Consider the following 19,394-nt stretch of genomic DNA (forward strand, 5'->3'; position numbering starts at 1 on the left):
GCCCAGCAGACGACCCCACCCCGACCGGAGAAGCATGTCCTACCCTTCCCTCACGCTCGAGCACGACCTGACCGCACCCGCGCTGCCGACCGGCAGCCCCCGGCTGTCCTGGACGACCCCGCCGGGCTCGCCGGCCCAGACCGGCTACGCCGTCGAGGTCACGGCCGTCGACGGGACCGTGCGTCGTAGCGAGCACGACGGCGACGAGTCGGTCCTCGTCGCGTGGCCGTTCGAGCCACTCGCCTCGCGCGAGCAGGTCGAGGTCCGGGTGCGGACGCGCGCGACCGACGGCTGGGGCGACTGGTCCGAGCCGGTCATCGCCGAGGCCTCACTGCTGCACGCGTCGGACTGGCAGGCACGCATGATCTCCCCGCGCGAGGGTCACGCCGCGGGCGACCCGGCGCCGGTCCTCGCCACCGAGATCGACCTCCCCGATGACGTCGTCAGCGCGCGGCTCTACCTGACCGCGCTGGGCACCGCGACCGTCTGGATCGGAGATCGGCGCGTCGGCGAGGACTACCTCGCACCCGGGTGGAACGCCTACCGGCACCGCCTCGAGCACCGCGTCCACGACGTCACCGACCACCTGCTGGCCGCCGGACCACGGACCCAGGTCGCCGCCGTCGTGGGCAACGGCTGGTACCGCGGCGAGCTCACCTGGGACCTGCGGCTCTGCTACGGCGACCGGATCGGGGTGCAGGCGCAGTTGGAGATCGAGACCGCAGGCGGCGAACGGATCGTGTACGGCACCGGCCCGGACTGGCGTGCCGCTGCGACCGGGGTGCTCGCCGACGACCTGTACGGCGGCCAGACCACCGATCTGCGACGGCCCGGTGCGCTCGAAACGGCAGCGCAGGCCGGCGGCGCGGTCGATGTCCTCGATGACGTACCCACGCTCGAGCCGGCGCTCGGTCCGGACGTGCGCGAGATCGGCACGCTCTCCCCGCTCGGCAACTGGCGCTCACCCAGCGGCGCGCAACTGGTCGACTTCGGACAGAACCTCGTGGGCTGGCTGCGGATCCGGGTGCTGCGGGCCGCCGACGGTCAGCTGCTGAAGGTGCGGCACGCGGAGGTGATCGAGCACGGCGAGCTCGGCACCCGGCCGTTGCGCAAGGCTCGCGCCGAGGACGTGTGGACCCTACCTGCCGTCGGACCCGAGGAGCCGCTCGTCCTCGAGCCGACGCTCACCTTCCACGGCTTCCGGTACGCCGAGATCGAGGGCATCGCGCTCGAGGACATCGAGTTGGAGGCGGTGGTCATCAGTTCTGACCTCAGCCGCATCGGCTGGTTCGAGTGCAGCGATCCCGAGATCAACCGCCTCCACGAGAACGTCGTGTGGGGCATGCGGGGTAACTTCGTGGACGTCCCTACCGACTGCCCGCAGCGTGACGAGCGGCTGGGCTGGACCGGGGACCTGCAGGTGTTCGCACCGACGGCGGCCACGCTCTGCGACGTCCGTGGCTTCCTCACCTCCTGGCTACGGGACCTCGCCGCCGACCAGCGTGCCGACGGAACCGTGCCGGTCGTCATCCCCGACGTGCTCGTGCCGGATGTCGACAGCCAGTTCGCCGCCGGGTGGAGCGACGCGGCCGTGGTGGTGCCCTGGGTCCTGTACGAGCGCTACGGCGATCTTGCGGTGCTCGAGAGGCAGTACCCCTCGATGACGGCCTGGGCCGACGCCGAGTACACAGCGGCGGGTGAGTCCCGGCTGTGGGACACCGGCTTCCAGTACGGCGACTGGCTCGACCCGACCGCGCCGCCGGACGACGCCGCCGCGGCCAAGGCCGACAAGGGCGTGGTCGCGACCGCCTACCTCGTGCGGACCCTTGACCTCGTAGCGCGGACCGCACGGGTGCTCGGCAAGGACGACGACGCCGCCTCGCACGCGGAGCGCGCCGACGCCGTCCGCGCGGCCTTCCGGGTGGCGTACGTGCGCGCCGACGGTCACATTCTCAGCGACTGCCAGACCGTCTACTCCCTCGCGCTCGCCTACGACCTGCTCGGCAGCGACGAGGAGCGCTCGGGAGCCGGGCGCCGACTCGCCGAGCTGGTCGAGGAGGCCGATGCGCACGTCTCGACCGGATTCCTCGGCACGCCCGTGATCCTCGACGCCCTCTGCCACGCCGGTCGCCCCGACCTCGCGCACCGGATGCTGCTGCAGCGCGGCAACCCATCGTGGCTGTACTCGGTCTCGATGGGTGCCACCACGATCTGGGAGCGGTGGGACTCGCTGCTGGAGGACGGCACGATCAACCCCAGCGGGATGACGTCGTTCAACCACTACGCCTACGGGGCGGTGGCCGACTGGCTCTACCGTTCGGTCGCCGGACTGGCACCGACGGCGCCCGGGTACCGGACGATCTCCATCGCACCGCTGGTGACGGGCGACCTCACCCGAGCGTCGGCTCGGCTGCTGACACCGTACGGCGAGGCGGCCGTGTCGTGGGTGCTGCGCGAGGAGCGCCTAGCCGTGGGCGTCACGGTGCCGACCGGCAGCACCGCGACGATCGCGCTGCCCACCGACGACGACGTTCCGGCACAGGTCGGTCCGGGTCGGCACACGTTCGAGGTCGCGTGGCGAAGCCCCGTCTGAGCACGGGCATGCCATCGGTCGCCGGTCGTTAGGCTGGCGGCCATGGCACCGATCCCCGAAGACCTGACCGACCTCATCGAGAACCCGAACGTCGGCCACCTGGCCACCGTGCGCCCGGACGGCTTCCCGCAGGTGGAGCCGATGTGGTTCCTTCATGAGGACGGCGTCCTGAAGTTCACGCACACGACCAAGCGCGCGAAGTACCGCAACCTGCAGGCGAACCCGGGCATGGCCCTCTCGGTCCCCGACCCGGCGAATCCGTACCGGTTCATCTCCGTGCGCGGCCGGCTCACCGAGGTCGTCCCGGACCCGACCGGTGCGTTCTACCAGGTCCTCGGCGCGCGCTACGGGGACGCGGACACCCCGGCCCCGCCGGACTCCGCGGACCGGGTGATCCTCGTGATGTCGATCGAGAAGGTCATCCGCAAGTAGACGCCTGACAAATGTCATGCCTCGATCGTGACGACCGGCGCAGGCACGCGGGAGGGCGTCGCCGCACGCTTGAGGCATGACCTCGACAACACTCCTTCCGACCCGGCGGGCCGCCGTCAGCCTCGCCGGGGTGACCAAGAACTTCGGCTCCGTCCCCGCCGTACGCGGCATCGACCTGGAGATCCACCCCGGCGAGGTGGTCGCCTTCCTCGGCCCGAACGGGGCCGGCAAGACCACCACCATCGACATGATCCTCGGGCTGAGCCAGCCCACCTCGGGCGAGGTCCGGGTGCTCGGCCTGACGCCGCGGCACGCCATCGCGCGTGGTCTGGTCTCCGCGGTCATGCAGACCGGCGGCCTTCTCAAGGACCTGACGGTCGCCGAGACCATCGCCTACACCGCAAGCCTGTTCGCGGACACCCGGCCCGTCGCCGAGGTCCTCGACACCGCCGGCATCACGGCCATCGCGAACCGCAAGGTCGCCAAGTGCTCGGGCGGGGAGCAGCAACGGCTTCGGTTCGCGATGGCGCTGCTGTCCAACCCGGCCCTTCTCCTGCTCGACGAGCCGACCACCGGCATGGACGTCGAGGGCCGCCGCGCGTTCTGGAGCTCGATCCGCCGCGACGCCGCCACCGGACGCACCGTGCTGTTCGCCACCCACTACCTCGAGGAGGCGGACGCCTACGCCGATCGGATCGTGCTCATCAGCCAGGGGCGCATCGTGGCGGACGGCAGCGGCGCGCAGATCAAGGCGCTCGCCTCTGGGCGCACCATCCGCGCCTGCGTGCACGACGTCGACACGGCGGCGATCGCGTCGATCGCCGGCGTCGACTCCGTCAACCTGGCCGGCGACCAGCTGACCGTCCACGCCGGCGACAGTGACGCCGTCGCCCGCTACCTGCTCAACCAGACCGACGCGGCGGACCTGGAGATCGTCACGAAGGGCATCGAAGAGGCGTTCCTGCGCCTGACCGGCAGCAACGACAAGACCGATGGGAACCTGCGATGACCACCACGACCGAACGACCGGCCGACCACTTCGACCCCGACACCCGTCGGGTGCCGCCGATGGGTGGCTTCAACGCGACCATGCTCGGCATCGAGCTGCGCCGGATGCTGCGGAACCGGCGCACCATCATCTTCACGCTCGTGTTCCCGATCGCCCTGTTCCTCGCGTTCGGCAGCCAGGACGGCTGGGACACCTCGGTGGGCCGCGGGAACGTGGCTGCGTACGTGATGGTCTCGATGGCCTTCTACGGGGCCGCGCTCACGGCTGCGGCCGCCGGCGCCATGGTCGCGGTGGAGCGCGCCCAGGGCTGGTCGCGGCAACTGCGGCTCACGCCGTTGAGCCCGACGGCGTACATCGCCACCAAGGCTCTGCTCGCGCTCACCCTCGGCGCCCTGGCGATCGTGGTCGTCAACCTCGCCGGCGTGATCCAGGGTAGGGCGTCGATGGACGCCGGTGTCTGGGTGGCGAGCGCACTCCTGACCCTGGTCTGCACCCTCGTGTTCGCGGCGCTCGGGGTCTTCGTCGGCTACCTGGTGCCGAGCGAGAACGCGATGCAGATCCTCGGGCCCGGGCTGGCGCTGTTCGCGTTCCTGGGCAACGTGTTCATCCCGATCACACAGGGCACCCTGATGTGGCACATCGCGTCCTTCACCCCGATGTTCGGCGTGGCGGAGATCTCCCGGTCGGTCCTGACCGACGACCTGCCCTGGTACGCCGTCCTGAACGCCATGGTCTGGCTCGCGATCTTCGTGGCCGGCGCCGCGTGGCGGATGAGCCGCGACACGGCGCGGGTCTGACCCCGACGGTAGGACTACGGTGACGGTCGTGACCGCCGACCGACCGAGCAACGACGCCCCGACCGGCCCACGCCGGTGGGGCGTCGTGTTCGCCGCGGTGTGGTTGTTCTACCTCCTCAACCCGCTGGAGGTGGCCTGGAGCCGGCGGGACACCGTGGCCGGGTGGGTCGCTCTCGTGGCCACCGTGGCATTCGCGGCCGTCTACATGGGCGTGTTCCTCGCGCTGCGGTTCCGGCGCCGGCCCGGTGGGCCGTTCCGGCCCTTCGCACGCCGGTCGACGGCGGTCGCGGCCCTCGCCGTGGAGGTCGCCCTGGCGATCGTCATCTGCCTCAGCCTTGGCCAGGTCGGCACGACCACCGCGGTGTACCTGGCGGTGATCGCCGTCATGTGCCTGCCCGGCTGGTGGGCCTGGGCCGGCGTGGGCGCGATCCTCGTCGCGACATACCTCGCCACGATCCTGGTGCCGGGCTGGGAGGTGGACCGCGGCCTGCTGTTCGGCACCGGGGTCGCCGCGCTCGCGGTGTGGGGGCTGACGATGGCGATCAACCGCAACATCGAGCTCCTGCGGATCCGCGAGGAGAACGCCCGGCTTGCCCTGGAGGAGCAGCGCAACGCCTTCGCCCGGGACCTGCACGACATCCTCGGCCACTCGCTCACCGTCATCACCGTGAAGGCAGAACTGGCACAGCGTCTGCTGCCGATCGACCAGGCGCGGGCCGGCGCGGAGATGGCGGACGTCGAGCGCCTCTCCCGGGACGCCCTCGCGGACGTACGCCGCACCGTGACCGGCTACCGGGACCTGACCCTGGCCGGCGAGATCGCCCAGGCCCGGACCGCGCTGCGGGCCGCCGGCATCCACGCCGACCTGCCGTCGTCGGTCGAGGAGGTCCCGGCCAGGCTCCGGGACCTGTTCGCCTGGACGGTCCGCGAGGGGATCACGAACGTGATCCGGCACAGCCGGGCTGGCACCTGCACGGTGACCTTGACCGCGGACACCGTCGAGATCGGCGACGACGGTCGCGGCGCACCGGAAGGCGCCGGTTCCGGCGGCCACGGGCTCAGCGGGCTGCGGGAGCGGGCCGCTGCCGTGGGCGCCCGGGTGATCACCGAGTCGACGGCGTCCGGGTTCCGGCTCCGGGTGGTGGGCCGGTGACGCCGATCAGGCTGCTGCTCGCCGACGACCAGTCGCTCGTGCGCGGCGCCCTCGCCGCTCTCCTCGGGCTGGAGTCGGACCTGGAGGTCGTCGCCGAGGTCGGCTCCGGGGACGAGGTGCTGCCGGCCGCGCGCCTGCACCACCCCGATGTGGCGCTCCTGGACGTGGAGATGCCCGTCCTGGATGGCATCACGGTCACCGAGCAGCTGCGCCGTGAGCTGCCGCAGGTGCGCGTGCTGATCGTCACCACGTTCGGCAGGCCGGGCTTCCTGAGCCGGGCACTGGCCGCCGGGGCGCACGGCTTCGTGGTCAAGGACACCCCCGCCGCCCAGCTCGCCGACGCGGTCCGGCGTGTGGCCGCGGGTCTGCGTGTGGTGGACCCGACGCTGGCCACGGACAGCCTGATCGAGGGCCGCTCGCCCCTGACGGCGCGGGAGACCGACGTGCTCCGAGCCGCCAGGGACGGCGCCTCGGTGGCCGTGATCGCGGGCCGCCTGTTCCTCTCCCAGGGCACGGTCCGCAACCATCTCTCGGCCGCGATCGGCAAGACCGGTGCCGCCAACCGCGCCGAGGCGGTCCGGATCGCCGAGGACCGCGGCTGGCTCTGAGCGCTTCGGCGAGTACCAGTCGTCCGGTCGTTCCGTCCGTCGGGAGGATCGTCCACATCCGGCTCCCGCAGGCGACCTTCGCATTGCTTGCCTACGCTGATGATGCCGGGACCCTCTCGGCTCACGGGCACCGAGGAGGCCGGCATGAACGAGAACCGGGAGAAGGACGAGCCCTACACCACCGCCACGGACCATGGCGGCGAGCCCTACGTCGTCGACATCGAGACCCAGACCGTCGGGAACACCGAGTTCCGCCGCACCCTGTGGACCGGCAAGCACCTCCAGCTCACCGTGATGAGCATCGACGTGGGCGATGACGTGGGCCTCGAGGTGCACGAGGAGAACGACCAGTTCCTGAGGGTCGAAAGGGGCACCGGGCGCACCGAGATGGGGCCCGCCGAGGACGATCTCCCGTTCGTGCGGGACGTCAAGGATGACGACGTGATCCTGGTGCCGGCCGGCACCTGGCACAATGTCATCAACACCGGCGACGAGCCCCTGAAGCTCTATGCCCTCTACGGGCCCCCCGATCACGAGCCGGGCACCGAGCACCCCACTCATGAGGACGCCGAGAAGGATCCGGCTGAGGACTGACGTCACGCCCCATGGGTCGTCGACTCAGCCGAGCCACCACGTATCGAGGTCGAGCAGCCAATGGTTGCGCAGGGTGAGCGCCCGCTCGATCGACGCGAGGATCCCGGCGACGAGGAGGGTGACGTTCAGCCAGGCCGGCAGCGAGATGGGCGAGGTGAAGGTCCCGACGTTCTCGGCGACGACGTCGAGGCCGCTGAGGAGTTCGAGCAGCTGCGGCACGAACAGCACGAGTCCGACGACGAGGATGCCGATGGCCACTCGTCCGATCCATCTGCTCAACCGGGGGTGGCGGCGGTCGAGGACCAGTCGCCAGTACTCCGCGCTGTGCCGGTCCGGTGCCAGCACGCGCTCCTCGCCGGAGTCGGCGACCAGGTGCATCCGGCTGACCCCGAAGGTCGACCGCGCGACCTCGATCGCGCCGCCCGGGACGACGAACGTGGCAGGCGTGCCTGCGACGAGATACTGGTGGCCGTCGCGGTAGAGCGCCACCTCCTCGTCGAGATCGAAGTGGTCCACGTCCACGGCGTACTCATGAGCCTCGCCCGGAGGTCCGGTCTCGATCCGGAAGACCGACCGGCTCAGGACCTGCCACGGCCGTTGCGGCTTGAGCGGGCTGTCATCGCCGGGTCTGTTCTTCCTGGCCCGCTTCCGGCCGGCGGGCTCTCGCACTCCGCGCCCCTCCCCCGTTGTGGCGTCCGTGCGGGCCGCGTGGGTCCCTCGCCATGGTCACTCCGGTCGAGTTCACGCTACCCGACGGCGGAGGGTTCCCTCGGTCCGGGCCGTCACGGGCGCCCGCGCTCCGGTCACTCGGGAGCCGCGCTCCGGCTGTTGCGGTGCCGGAGTTCTGCGGGGGTACTACCTTGACGAAGTATGCGAGCGATCACCTACTCCCGCTACGGCGGACCCGACGTCCTCGAGCTCACCGAGGACCACCCGATGCCGCTGGTGGGGCCGGATTCCGTACTGATCCGGGTCCGGGCGGCGGCCGTGAACCCGGTCGACTGGAAGGCCCGCGAGGGCTACCTCGACTCGTTCGTCGCCGCTCACTTCCCGGTCGTCCCCGGTTGGGATGTGGCCGGCGTGGTGGAGCGGCTCGGGCTGGACACTCCCGACTACGCGGTCGGCGACGAGGTGTACGGCTACGTGCGCACGGACGTCATCTCCGGCGGCACGTTCGCCGAGTACGTGGCCGCACCGGTGCGGACCCTCGCCCCCAAGCCGACCGCCCTGACCTGGGAGGAGGCGGCTGGAGTACCCCTCGCCGGGCTCACCGCCCTGCAGCTGATCCGACGCACCGCCGTCGGGCCGGGCCGAAGCGTCCTGGTGCACGCCGCCGCAGGCGGCGTCGGGGCGTTCGCCGTTCAGATCGCGCTCGCGCGCGGGGCCCGCGTGATCGGCACGGCCTCACCCGCGAACCATGACTTCCTGCGTTCCTTGGGGGCCGAGCCGGTGGCCTACGGCGACGGCCTGGTCGAGCGCGTGCGCGCCCTGGCGCCCGAGGGCGTGGACGTGATCCTCGACCTTGTCGGCGGCACCCTTGACGACACACCGGCGCTGCTGCGCACCGGCGGCACGATCGGATCGATCACCGACGCCGCCGCCCGGGACACCTACGGCGGCCAGTACGTCTGGGCCCGGCCGGACACCACCGACCTGCGCGAGCTCGCCGAGCTCGCCGATTCCGGCGCGCTCCGGGTGGAGGTCGCCCGGGTCTACCCGCTCGAGGAGGCCGCGGCCGCGCTCGTGGAGAACCAACGGGGACATACCCGCGGCAAGCTCGTGATCCGCGTCTGACTGCCCCGGTCCGGGAGGCATGGGGAGAACGCCCCATCGCCACCGGACACAGCCGACGGCTAGTTTTCAGGAGGCCGGTTCGGGTTCATCGGGGGATGTATCACGACCCCCGTCCCGGCCTCCTCCTGGATGTCCGTTCCCTACGGGAGCGGGTTCGGCGCTTCGGCGCCGGTGAAGCAGACTGCCGGGCGTGACGGTGACGGGCCGCCACGCCCGGCGTCTGCAATCGCGACGCAGGTTCGTGATGGACTGGGGCGATGGAACCCCGATCCACACCGGCCCGTCGGATGCCCGTCAACGTCCGTGACGTCGTCGTCCACGACCCGTTCTGGGCCCCGCGGCAGGAACAGCTGCGCGCGCGGACGCTGGACGCGCAGTACGAGCAGCTCGTCGCGACCGGCCGGCTCGGCGCGCTCGCGCTGACCTGGACGCCGGAGTCCGACGAGCCGAAGCCGCACCCGTTCTGGGAGTCCGACATCGCCAAGTGGCTGGAGGCTGCCAGTTACGTCCTCGGCACCCACCCGGACCCTGCGCTCGAGGCGAAGGTGGACGGCGTCATCGCCGCGCTCGCCGGCGCGCAGCGAGAGGACGGCTACCTGAACGTGTACTTCACGGTGGTCGCGCCGGGGCAGCGGTTCACCGACCTGCGCGACGCCCACGAGCTGTACTCGGCCGGGCACCTCATCGAGGCCGGGGTGGCCCACTACTCCTCGACCGGCAGGACCACGCTGCTCGACGTGGTCACCCGCCTCGCGGACCTGCTCTGCGACGAGTTCGGACCGGGCGGCGCACACCACGGCGGGTACTGCGGGCATGAGGAGGTCGAGCTCGCGCTGGTGCGCCTTTACCGGGCCACCGGCGAGCGCCGCTACCTCGACCTCTCCCTGACGTTCGTCGACGCTCGCGGCACCGAGCCGCACTACTTCGACCTCGAGCAGGGCCGGCGCGGCACCCCAGGCTTCTTCGGCGAGATGTTTCCGCAACGTGAGCACCGCCGTCGGGAGTTCTTCGAGTACAACCAGTCGCACGCGCCGGTACGGGAGCAGACCGAGGCGGTCGGCCACGCGGTGCGCGCGATGTACCTGTACTGCGCGATGGCCGACCTCGCGGCGGAGACCGGCGACGAGGGCCTGCGGGCCGCCTGCGAGCGGCTCTGGACCCACCTGACCACCAGGCGCATGTACGTCACCGGCGGCATCGGGGACTCCCGCCACAACGAGGGCTTCACCCGCGACCACGCGCTGCCGAACGAGACCGCCTACGCGGAGACCTGCGCCGCGATCGGACTCGTCTTCTGGGCCCGGCGGATGGCGAGCCTGACCGGGCACGCCGCCTACATCGAGGTCCTCGAGCGCGCCCTGCACAACGGCGTCATCGCGGGGGTCAGCGCGGACGGGCAACGGTTCTTCTACGAGAACCCGCTCGCGAGCGACGGCACCGTCGAGCGGGCCGACTGGTTCGACTGCGCGTGCTGCCCGCCGAACCTGGCCCGGCTCGAGGCGTCCCTCGGGTCCTACATCTACGCGACCGCGGCCGACGCGATCGCCGTCGACCTGTTCATCGGCTCCACCGTCACCACCGACGTCGCCGGCAGCCGGGTCGTGCTGCGTCAGGACACCTCCGGACCGAGTGGCGACCGGGTCGACCTGACCGTCGCCGCTGCCGCACCGGCCACGTGGTCGCTGCTCGTCCGGGCGCCGTCGTGGTCGCGTTCGGTCGCCGTTCGCGTGAACGGCGAAGTGCCCGACGGCGGTGGTGCGGTCGACGAGAACGGTTACGTCGTGCTGCGGCGCGAGTGGGCGGACGGGGACACGGTCGAGGTGGCCTTCGACGTCGACGTGCGGCGGGTGCACGCGAGCACGCTCGTCGCCGCGGACGCCGGGCGGGTGGCCCTGGCCCGTGGCCCGTTCGTGTACTGCGTCGAGGGCGTCGACGTCGACGTGCCTGCCCACGCCGTGCTCCTGGGTGAGGCGAACCCGCAGCCGGGAGCGACGCCGTCGGGCGTGGTGCCCGACCTGACCGGACCGGCCTGGGGCGAGAGCCGCGGCCAGGCCGACCAGGACTCGCTGTACTTCCCCGAGCGGGCCGCCCGTGCCGAGCTGCCGCTGACGGCGGTGCCGTACTACTCGTGGAACAACCGGGGCCGCTCCACGATGGCGGTCTGGCTGCGGGAGGCCTGACCGGCGCGCCGGACGGTCGCTCCCAGGGCCGTGTGGTTGCATGCCGACTTCGACCCGAAGGAGGACCATGCCACTGTTGGCGTTGCTGTTGATCTGGCCCGGCCTGGCGCTGCTGTGGCTCGGGGTGGTCGTGCTGCCCTGGGGACGGGAGTCGGTCGATGACGTGAGCACGCTGGCCGACATCGGCGATCTGCTCTCGCGGCTTCCCGACGTGCTCGGGTCCACGTTCCCCGACCCGCTGGCCTACCTGCAGTTCGGCTTCGTGTTCCCGCTCGTGCTGACCACCCTCTTCGCGGTGGGTCTGCCGGCGCGGTCCCGGCTGGTCCGGGTCGTGACGGGGATCGCGTACATCGCCGCGGCGGCGGTCGCGGTGGCGTCGGCGACCGGTGCCTGGTCGGGTCTCGATCAGCATCTGGCGCTCGGGCCTGCCTGGACCCAGACCGGACTGTTGGTGCTGGCCGCCGGCATGCTGGTGACGGCGCTGGCCATCTTCGCGGACAAGGTGTGGCCGGTCGCGGGACTGGTCGGACTGCTCGCGCTCGTCGGCGCCATCTGGACGGCGCACGTGGTCATCACGCTCTGGCGCGACGGCGGGGGGACGGAGGGCGTCGATCTCGCCACCGGGGTGGGGCTGCCCGGGCTCGGCTCCGTCGCCGTGATCGTCGGATACCTGCTGGTCAGCGCCGGGGCGTTCGTCGCCTTCTCGCAGCGGCGCCGCGCGGCCCTACGGCGACGCTGAGCAAGCCGCCGCTGGGACGAGCCACGGCTGGGCGGGCTACTCGACGCAACCCTCGAATCCCGGCGGCAGCGTCCTCACGGCGAGGGATCCCTCGACCTCCGCGAAACCGCCGTCGAGGTGGAACCGGTAGACGTCCCGGGCGTCCTGCCCCGTGAACACGACGCAGTCGCGCTCGTCGAGGGTCTGCGCCAGGCTCTCCGCGAGTGGCCACGCGGGGCCAGCGGGGTCCTCCTCGAGCGCCTCCACGACGCCGTCGAGCTGGAGCTCGTCGATCGGGAGGATCTCGGTGGCCGTGGCGTTCTCGGTGACGACGGAGATCAGCGCCAGGAGGCGCTGCCGGGCCAGGCGCTCGGCGTCGGAGATGCCGCCGACGCCGTCCTCGCTGCCCAGCGCGTACGCGTTGACCTGGTGCCCGGTGCCGGCTGCGTCGATGTAGGTGACGAAGGTGCGGGCCGAGTCGCTGATGGTGGGCTCGCCGAACTCGTGGTCACCGACGACGATCTCCTCGGCCCGGTCCCGGATCTGGGTCAGCGCACAGTCCGGGAGGTAGCCGGCCTGCCAAGCTCCCGGACCGGCGTCATAGGGGGTGGCGATGTGCCGGGGCAGGGTCAGCATCGCGAGCGCACGTTCGTCCTCGTCGGTCAGCGTGGCCACGTGCCCGTCGTCGTAGACGACGGTGTGCACATCCTGGGGTCCGAACCCGCTCGCCACCTCCAGCAGGATCTCGGCGTCACCGGGTTCACCCGACGGGTCCGGCACTTCGCCCTCTGCGCATGCCTGCACCGGGTCCGGCGACTGCGCGCCGGCGCACCCGCAGACCACCGCGAGCAGCACGAGCGCCGCGAGCGCAGCAGTGCTGCGACGGCTCGCCCCGGTCACCGCTGACACCCGGCGACACCGGGCGGAAGCGCTCGGATCGCGAGGTTGTGCTCGAGCACGCCGAGGTCGTTCTCGAGTGCGTAGGTGTACAGGGTGACCGCGTCCGCCTCGACGACCACCGCGCAGCCCGCATCACCGAGCAGGTCCGCGGGGGCGGCGGCCAACGGCCACGTGAAGTCCCCGGCCACGGCGCCGTCGCCGTCGATCTGGAGTTCGGTGACCGGGAGGGTCCCGCCGGCTGCCACGACGTTGACGTCGAGGAAGTCGGTCAGCGCGACGATCTTGTCGCGGGCCCTGCGCTCGGCCCAGGACAGGCCAGAGGTGTATCCGGAGTCGTGCGCATAGACCGAGACGTCCGCGACCGACCCGCCGTCGGTGTAGTGGAAGTGGGTCTCCGGCTGATCGGTAACCTGCACGACGCCGGGCTCGGGGTCGCCCCAGAGGCCGTCCTGGGCCAGCTCGTGGAGCCTGTCGAGGGCACACGCGTTCAGGTACCCGCCCTCCCACGAGCCGACGGCGCCGCCCTGATAGGGTCCGCCGGCGTAGCGCGGCAGCGCGACGGCAGCCGTTGCAGGAACGGCGGCGGCGTCGGCATCGGCGTGCATGGCTACGTTGCCGTCCGCGTAGACGACCAGCACGAGGTCGCTGGTCGAGCCCTGCGCGATGGTGAGCACCGGCGCCGTCTCGCCGGCCGCCGTCGCCGGAGTGCCGGACTGCGCACACGTCACGGGTTCGGGCGGCTCCAGGCCGAACCAGCTGCAGCCGGTCAGTGCCGTCGCGGCCAGCGCGATCGTCGCAATCGCGGCCCCCACCGGCCAGACCCCTCGAACACTCCCCATATCCGGCAACCTAGGTCAGGGTTCGGGCGGATGCGATCCCTGACGCCGAACTTTGATCCGATCGTTATGGCGGTGGGCGGGCAGCCGAGGGCTCAGTCGCCGTCGGTCAGTTCGAGCAGGCGGGTGGTCGTGCGCCAGCTCCGCACCGTCATCTGCTGGAAGACGGGCATCGCCATGAGCCGTTGGATCCGGGTCTTGGTCGCGACCGCCGCGATCCGGGAGAAGTAGAGGGCTCCGGGGCCGAGCGCCATCGAGTCGACCCCCTCGCGCAGTTCCGGCAGCTCGGCGAACACGGCTGCGGCCGTGGCCGGCTCCTTCAGGAAGAACACCTCACTGCGCAGCGGCTCCGACCCGTGGTCCGCGGGCGCTGCCGCTATTGTGGCGGCCAGTTCGTCACGGGTCCGGATCACGACCAGGATCGGCACGCCGAGGCGATCCGCCAGCATCCGTTCCACCGCGGTCTCGAGTGCGGTCCCGCCGACGTGATCCGCCTCGAACAGCACATTGCCGCTCTGACCGTGCGTCCGTACGTTCCGGTGGCCGGCCGCTCGGAAGGACTCCACGAGGTCACCCATCGCGACCAGGTTCCTGCCACCCACGTTGATCCCGCGCAACAGCGCCACGAACGATGTCATCCGGCCCGCCGGCAGGTCGGCGGGTACGACCGGCTCATCGCAGCACGGCAGCGATCGCGCCGATCTCCACGAGCGCCCCGGGCACCCCGAGCCCGGATACCCGCGCGCCCGTCACGAGCGGAGGTTCGTCGGAGGCGAGTTCGCCGGCGATCGCACCGTAGGCGGCCGTGAGGTCGACGCCCTCGACGAACAGCACAGTCCACTGCACCACGTCGTCCGTGGTGGCACCGACGGCGGCGAGGGCCGTCCTGGCGTTCTGGAGCGCGCGGACGGACTGCGCCGCGACGTCGTCGGCTGCGACGAGTGCGCCATCGGCGTCGACGGCGTTCTGACCGCCGACATAGATCGTGGTTGCGCCGGGCGGGACGACGGCGACGTGGCTGAACGCGGGGCTGGAGACGAGCCCGGCGGGGCGGATTCGTTGGATGGTGGCCATCCTCGAGCGTGGCACACGCCACCGACACTGGGGAGAATCACGGGGTGTCGCTTGTGATTGGGTAGTGGCATGACGAGCCCCGCCGACGCCGAGCACCGGGTTCCGACGTTTCGGGGCCCGTGGTCCTACCTCGGATGGCTGGTGCTCCAGCAGCGGCGGCGGGTCGCGCTAGGGGCGTTCCTCGGCACCGTCTGGATGGTGGGTCTGGTGTTCCCGCCGTACCTGCTCTCCCGAGCCGTCGACGATCTCGCCGACGCCGACCGAGGCGCGGTGGTCGCGTGGTCGGCGATCCTGGTCGGCTCGGGTGCGGTGCTCGCATGGTTGGGCATCTGGCGTCACCGGACGATGACGAAGGTACGCATGGACGCCGCGTTCCGGACGGTGTCGACGCTCGCAGCACAGTCGATCCGACTCGGTGCCGCTCAGCAGCGGCGAGGCCGAGCCGGCGAGGTGGTGGCCATCGGGACCGTCGACGCATGGACGCTCGGCCGCAGCCTCACCGTGACCGGGCCCGGCGTGGGAGCCGCCGTCGCCTACGTGGTGATCGCGGTGCTGCTGTTCCAGATCTCGACGCTCCTGGCCGTCGTGGTTCTCTGCGGTGTGCCGGTCCTGGCACTGATCCTGGGGCCCGCGCTCGGCCCGTTGCAGGCGGTCGGTGCGCAGTACCGCGCTCAGCAGGGCGCCCTGACCGGCCGGATCGTCGACATCATCGGCGGTCTGACCGTGCTCAACGGTCTTGGCGGCAAGGAGGTCTATGCCGACCGGTTCCGGCAGGCGTCCCAAGAGCTGCAGCGTCAGGGCTACCAGGTCGGGCGGGTCACCAGCCTGATCCAAGCGACCGCCCTGGGCGTGCCGACCCTGTTCGTGGCCGTGGTCGTGTGGTTGGCGGCGCGGCTGACCGTCGAGGGCGAGATCTCCATCGGCGAGCTGGTCGCGGTCTTCGGGTATGCCGCCGTCCTGGTCGTCCCGGTGTCGTCCTTCATCGAGGGCGCCGTCGATCTCAGTCGCGCCCTGGTCGCGGGCCGCCGGGTGACGGACTTCCTCTCGTTGCAGCGTGGCGACGGCGTTCGGGCCAGGGCCGTGCCGGCGGACGGCGATCTCATCGACTCGGTCACGGGGCTCGAGGTCGCAGCGGGTGCCTTCACCGTGATCGCCACCTCCCGGCAGGCCGACGCGGTGGCGCTGGTCGACCGGCTCGGCGGCCTGCGTCCAGGTGCGACCTGGAACGGTGAGCCGGTGGCCGAGATGGACCCCGGCGAGCTCCGTCGCCAGCTCCTGGTCGCCGACAACGACGCAGCGCTGTTCGCGGGGACGGTCGGCGAGGTGGTGGCCGGCCGTGACGACGTCGATGAGGACGTGGTGTCGCATGCGCTGCACGTCGCCGCAGCCGACGATCTCGTGCGCGCACTCCCGGATGGTCTGGCGTCGAGGATCGACTCCCACGGAAGCAACCTGTCCGGTGGCCAACGGCAACGACTGCGGCTTGCCCGGGCGGTCGTGTCCACGCCCAAGGTGCTGCTGGCGGTCGATCCGACCTCCGCCGTCGACGCCGCCACCGAGGCGAACGTCGTCGAGCGCCTGGTCCGAGCGCGTCAGGGCCGCACCACGGTGGTCACGTCGACCTCGATCCTGATGCTGGCCGAAGCCGATCACGTCCACTTCGTGGTCGGCGACCGGCTGGTCGCCAGCGGCACTCACGCCGGCTTGATCCGTGACGAGCCCGCCTATGCGGCTCTCGTCCTACGTGGCGAGACCACCGACCCAGGCAGTCCCGACGAAGGCGAAGCCTCATGAGTGCCCCGCTCCCGATCGCGAAGCCCACCGAGGTCCGCCGCGCAGCGGCCAGGCTGGTCCGCGCGGATCGAGCCACGTTCGCCGCCGTCATCGGTACGAACTGTGCCGCGGCCGCGGCGGGGCTCCTCGCCCCGTGGCTGGTCGGGCAGATCGTCAACGGCGTGCAGGCCGGGCATGGGCTCGCCGAGATCGACCGGCTCGGCCTGCTCGTGGTGCTGGCCGCCGTCGGGCAGTTCGCTCTCGGTTACCTCGCCCGCTATCTGGGGTACCGCTTCGGTGAACGAACGGCCTCGCGCCTGCGCGAACAGCTGACCGACAGGCTGATGCGGCTGCCTGCGCGCACGGTGGAGCGGGCCGGAGCCGGGGACCTGACCTCGCGGGCCACCACCGACGCCGGACTGGTCGCCACGGTTCTGCGTGATGCCGCGCCGGAGGTGCTGTTCGCACTGATCCAAGCGTTGATCGTGCTGACCGCGCTGTTCCTGCTGTCGCCGGTGCTGGGCGGGGTGGCACTGGTCGCGCTGCTTGCGATCCCGCTCGTGGTGCGTTGGTACCTGCGGCGAGCACGGCCGGCGTACCTGGCCCAGAGCGCATCGCATGCTGAGGTAGCCGATGCCTTGGCCACCACGGCTGCCGGCGCTCGCACCGTCGAACTTCTCGGGCTGCAGGAGCGTCGTCGGGCGGCGTCCGCGGACAGTGTGGCCACGGCCACCACCGCCCAGCTCCGGACGCTGCGACTGCGCACGGTGTTCTTCCCGACCATCGACATCTCGACGGCGCTCGCCGTCGGTGCCGTGTTCTGCGTCGGCGGTCTGCTCTACCTCGATCAGGTCATCAGCCTCGGCGCCGTCGTCGCCGCCACCCTCTACCTGCGCCAGTTGAGCGGACCGGTCGACACGCTCATGATCTGGATCGAGACGCTGCAGAGCAGCCTCGCCTCGTTCGCCCGCGTGGAAGGTCTCGGCGCCGAAACTGAGCGGACCACCGCGCCGCGCGCGCCGTCACCGGTCGACGAGCGCATCGTGATCACCGACGTCTACTACGCCTACGGCGAGACCGGCGACGTGCTCGAGGGCGTGAGCCTGGACGTGCAGGCGGGTGAGCATCTCGCGATCGTGGGCACGTCCGGGGCCGGCAAGACCACCCTTGGGCGCCTCATCGCCGGGATCGACCGACCACGCCAGGGGTCGGTCACCGTCGGCGGCGTCGAGACAGTGGACCTCCCACCCGAGGAACTCCGCAACCATGTCGTGCTCATCACGCAGGAGCACCATGTCTTCGCAGATTCCCTGCGCGACAACCTCACGATCGCGGCTCCCCATGCCAGCGACGGCGAGCTGATCGCCGCGCTCCACGCAGTCGGCGCCGACTGGGTGGACGAGCTCCCGGAAGCGCTCGACGCCGACCTGGGCAGCCACGAGCTCAGCGGTGCTCAGGCCCAGCACGTCGCGCTGGCCCGCGTGCTTCTCGCGGATCCCCACACCATCGTTCTGGACGAGGCCACCGCCCTCCTCGATCCCCGCGCGGCCCGGCACACCGAGCGCGCGCTCGCTGCCACCGCACAGGGGCGGACGGTGATCGCCGTGGCACACCGGCTGCACACGGCTCGCGATGCCGACCGCATCGCCGTGATGGACGCCGGCCGCATCACCGAGCTCGGCACACATGATGAGCTCTCGGCGACCGACGGCGCGTACGCGACGCTCTGGCGCGCGTGGACGGGCCGTCCGTCAGAGCTCGGTTGACCGGTGTGGCGAGCCGCTCAATGCAGCGACCGCTTGCTGCGCCAGGTGCTCGGATCGCTCCGGATGGTGGAACCCGTAGCCTCCGTCGTCGTCCAACAGGGGTGTCTGCCCGGCACGCACCGCCTCCCGGTACTCCAGGCACGCCAACCACAGCGGTCGGAGGTTGAGCACCGCGGGCAGCCGGGCAATCTCCTCGCCGGTCAATGAGACGTGCTCGCGGTAGCCGCGCATCACGGCATCGACGAACTCGGGCCGGCCTTCCGATGCCGTGCGCAGTAGCCACGCCAACGCCGGCAGTCTCGGACCACGACCGGATCCCGCCCACCCGACGATGGCGAGTTCGCCCGGTGCACCGACGGCGGCCCACGCGTGGAAGTTGCCGTGCGTGAGTGCTTCGGGCAGTCCCTCCGCGTCGTCCGCGGACTCGACGTCATCGCGCAGCCGCTCGAACGTCGCCCTCCCCGCCGGTGCGACCCTGTCCTCGACGCTCACGAGGAACCGCATGGCAGCCACGAGGTCCTGCCGAGGCCGTCCGATGTGGAAGCCGCCGTCGTGTTCCTCCGAACCGCCGTCGCGGGCCGCTGCGCCGCTCATCGAGGGCAGGGTATGCAGGCGGCCCAGCAGGCTCGCAAGCTCGTGCAGCACCTCTGGCGAGGTCACTCGACCGTGGGCGTCGGTCGGCCGCCCGCCGGCGATGAACTCGGTCAGCAGCACTCCGCTGTCGTCGACGACAGAGACGGCGTCGTCGACCGCGGGCCGCTCAGCGGGGAAGCCGTGATCCGCGAGGAAGCGGAGGATCTCGGCATCCTCCTGTACGCGGCTGACCCGGTCCGCCGGCGACGAGAACACCCGGGCGATCCAGGGCGCTCCCTGCTCGCGCTCGACGAGCAGTGTCGAGGGGTAGTGGCCGGGCCAGGAGCCCCGCGGCCGCGTCCTTGGGTCATCGTCGATCGGCAGCATCGAGGTGATGCGGATCCCGTACCTCGACTCCAGGTGGACCCTCACCGCGTCCGGGTCGAAGGGCCGCGTGTCGGCGAACGGCCGACTGATGTCCTCCAGGTCTGCCCGCGCCTGGGTGTAGCGCTGCCCGGTCCTGCGTGCGTGATCGCGCACCGCCCGCTTGAAACTGCCGCTCTTCGTCATGACAAGCCCTCCTCGACGTGCCTT

At 71.4% G+C, this 19,394-nt stretch carries 18 protein-coding genes; 12 read left to right on the forward strand and 6 right to left on the reverse strand.

The window, feature by feature from the left end; all coding sequences use genetic code 11:
* Positions 1-34: 34 nt before the first annotated feature.
* From HALOF300_RS03740 to HALOF300_RS03770, 7 genes are all read left to right on the forward strand, one after another.
* Entirely contained in the window at positions 35-2,593 is a 2,559-nt protein-coding gene (locus HALOF300_RS03740) for an alpha-L-rhamnosidase (RefSeq protein WP_156739433.1), read from the forward strand.
* 42 nt (positions 2,594-2,635) lie between these two features.
* A complete protein-coding gene (locus HALOF300_RS03745; protein ID WP_156739434.1) occupies positions 2,636-3,025 on the forward strand; it encodes a PPOX class F420-dependent oxidoreductase in 390 nt (129 codons plus the stop codon).
* Positions 3,026-3,101: 76 nt separating this feature from the next.
* On the forward strand, positions 3,102-4,034 hold the full coding sequence (locus tag HALOF300_RS03750) for an ABC transporter ATP-binding protein (protein WP_156739436.1): 933 nt from the start codon (positions 3,102-3,104) through the stop codon (positions 4,032-4,034).
* The gene (locus tag HALOF300_RS03755; RefSeq protein ID WP_156739438.1) at positions 4,031-4,831 is read left to right on the forward strand and encodes an ABC transporter permease; all 801 of its coding nucleotides are present in this window, start codon (positions 4,031-4,033) and stop codon (positions 4,829-4,831) included. Before HALOF300_RS03750 ends, HALOF300_RS03755 begins: the two co-directional genes overlap by 4 nt.
* Before the next feature lie 28 nt (positions 4,832-4,859).
* A complete protein-coding gene (locus tag HALOF300_RS03760; protein ID WP_156739440.1) occupies positions 4,860-5,984 on the forward strand; it encodes a sensor histidine kinase in 1,125 nt (374 codons plus the stop codon).
* Positions 5,981-6,592, forward strand: coding sequence for a response regulator transcription factor (locus HALOF300_RS03765; protein ID WP_156739442.1), 612 nt, complete (start codon positions 5,981-5,983; stop codon positions 6,590-6,592). The genes HALOF300_RS03760 and HALOF300_RS03765 overlap by 4 nt, the downstream gene beginning before the upstream one ends.
* A 144-nt stretch (positions 6,593-6,736) precedes the next feature.
* A complete protein-coding gene (locus HALOF300_RS03770) occupies positions 6,737-7,186 on the forward strand; it encodes a cupin domain-containing protein (RefSeq protein WP_156739444.1) in 450 nt (149 codons plus the stop codon).
* A gap of 24 nt (positions 7,187-7,210) precedes the next feature.
* Here HALOF300_RS03770 and HALOF300_RS03775 read toward each other — a convergent pair whose 3' ends face one another.
* Positions 7,211-7,855: a hypothetical protein gene (locus HALOF300_RS03775; protein ID WP_156739446.1), complete on the reverse strand. Its 645-nt coding sequence runs from the start codon at positions 7,853-7,855 to the stop codon at positions 7,211-7,213.
* 201 nt (positions 7,856-8,056) lie between these two features.
* On the opposite strand from HALOF300_RS03775, the gene HALOF300_RS03780 reads away from it, so the two are divergent.
* The 3 genes from HALOF300_RS03780 (at position 8,057) to HALOF300_RS03790 (ending at position 11,899) form a co-directional block, all read left to right on the forward strand.
* A complete protein-coding gene (locus HALOF300_RS03780; RefSeq protein WP_156739448.1) occupies positions 8,057-8,980 on the forward strand; it encodes an NADP-dependent oxidoreductase in 924 nt (307 codons plus the stop codon).
* 257 nt (positions 8,981-9,237) lie between these two features.
* On the forward strand, positions 9,238-11,160 hold the full coding sequence (locus tag HALOF300_RS03785) for a glycoside hydrolase family 127 protein (RefSeq protein WP_156739449.1): 1,923 nt from the start codon (positions 9,238-9,240) through the stop codon (positions 11,158-11,160).
* Between the two features lie 67 nt (positions 11,161-11,227).
* Complete coding sequence (locus HALOF300_RS03790; protein WP_156739451.1) at positions 11,228-11,899, forward strand: hypothetical protein; 672 nt, start codon at positions 11,228-11,230, stop codon at positions 11,897-11,899.
* Positions 11,900-11,935: 36 nt separating this feature from the next.
* Here HALOF300_RS03790 and HALOF300_RS03795 read toward each other — a convergent pair whose 3' ends face one another.
* The 4 genes from HALOF300_RS03795 to HALOF300_RS03810 form a co-directional block, all read right to left on the reverse strand.
* Positions 11,936-12,778 carry a hypothetical protein gene (locus tag HALOF300_RS03795; protein WP_156739452.1) on the reverse strand — a complete coding sequence of 281 codons (843 nt, stop codon included), beginning with the start codon at positions 12,776-12,778 and terminating at the stop codon, positions 11,936-11,938.
* Positions 12,775-13,590 (reverse strand): hypothetical protein, encoded by an 816-nt coding sequence (locus tag HALOF300_RS03800; protein ID WP_156739454.1) that lies wholly within the window; start codon positions 13,588-13,590, stop codon positions 12,775-12,777. Before HALOF300_RS03800 ends, HALOF300_RS03795 begins: the two co-directional genes overlap by 4 nt.
* Positions 13,591-13,709: 119 nt before the next feature.
* Complete coding sequence (locus tag HALOF300_RS03805; protein WP_156739456.1) at positions 13,710-14,252, reverse strand: DUF1697 domain-containing protein; 543 nt, start codon at positions 14,250-14,252, stop codon at positions 13,710-13,712.
* Between the two features lie 34 nt (positions 14,253-14,286).
* Complete coding sequence (locus tag HALOF300_RS03810) at positions 14,287-14,688, reverse strand: RidA family protein (RefSeq protein WP_156739458.1); 402 nt, start codon at positions 14,686-14,688, stop codon at positions 14,287-14,289.
* Positions 14,689-14,757: 69 nt separating this feature from the next.
* Between HALOF300_RS03810 and HALOF300_RS03815 the strand changes: the two genes are divergently transcribed.
* The gene (locus HALOF300_RS03815; protein WP_156739460.1) at positions 14,758-16,482 is read left to right on the forward strand and encodes an ABC transporter transmembrane domain-containing protein; all 1,725 of its coding nucleotides are present in this window, start codon (positions 14,758-14,760) and stop codon (positions 16,480-16,482) included.
* Positions 16,479-18,227 (forward strand): ABC transporter ATP-binding protein, encoded by a 1,749-nt coding sequence (locus HALOF300_RS03820; protein WP_156739462.1) that lies wholly within the window; start codon positions 16,479-16,481, stop codon positions 18,225-18,227. The genes HALOF300_RS03815 and HALOF300_RS03820 overlap by 4 nt, the downstream gene beginning before the upstream one ends.
* On the opposite strand, the gene HALOF300_RS03825 is transcribed toward HALOF300_RS03820, so the two are convergent.
* Positions 18,213-19,370 (reverse strand): phosphotransferase enzyme family protein, encoded by a 1,158-nt coding sequence (locus tag HALOF300_RS03825; protein ID WP_156739464.1) that lies wholly within the window; start codon positions 19,368-19,370, stop codon positions 18,213-18,215. The genes HALOF300_RS03820 and HALOF300_RS03825 overlap by 15 nt on opposite strands.
* Positions 19,371-19,394 lie beyond the last annotated feature (24 nt).

Origin of the sequence: Occultella aeris, from assembly GCF_902703175.1 — a bacterium.
Classification (GTDB): Bacteria; Actinomycetota; Actinomycetes; order Actinomycetales; family Beutenbergiaceae; genus Occultella; species Occultella aeris.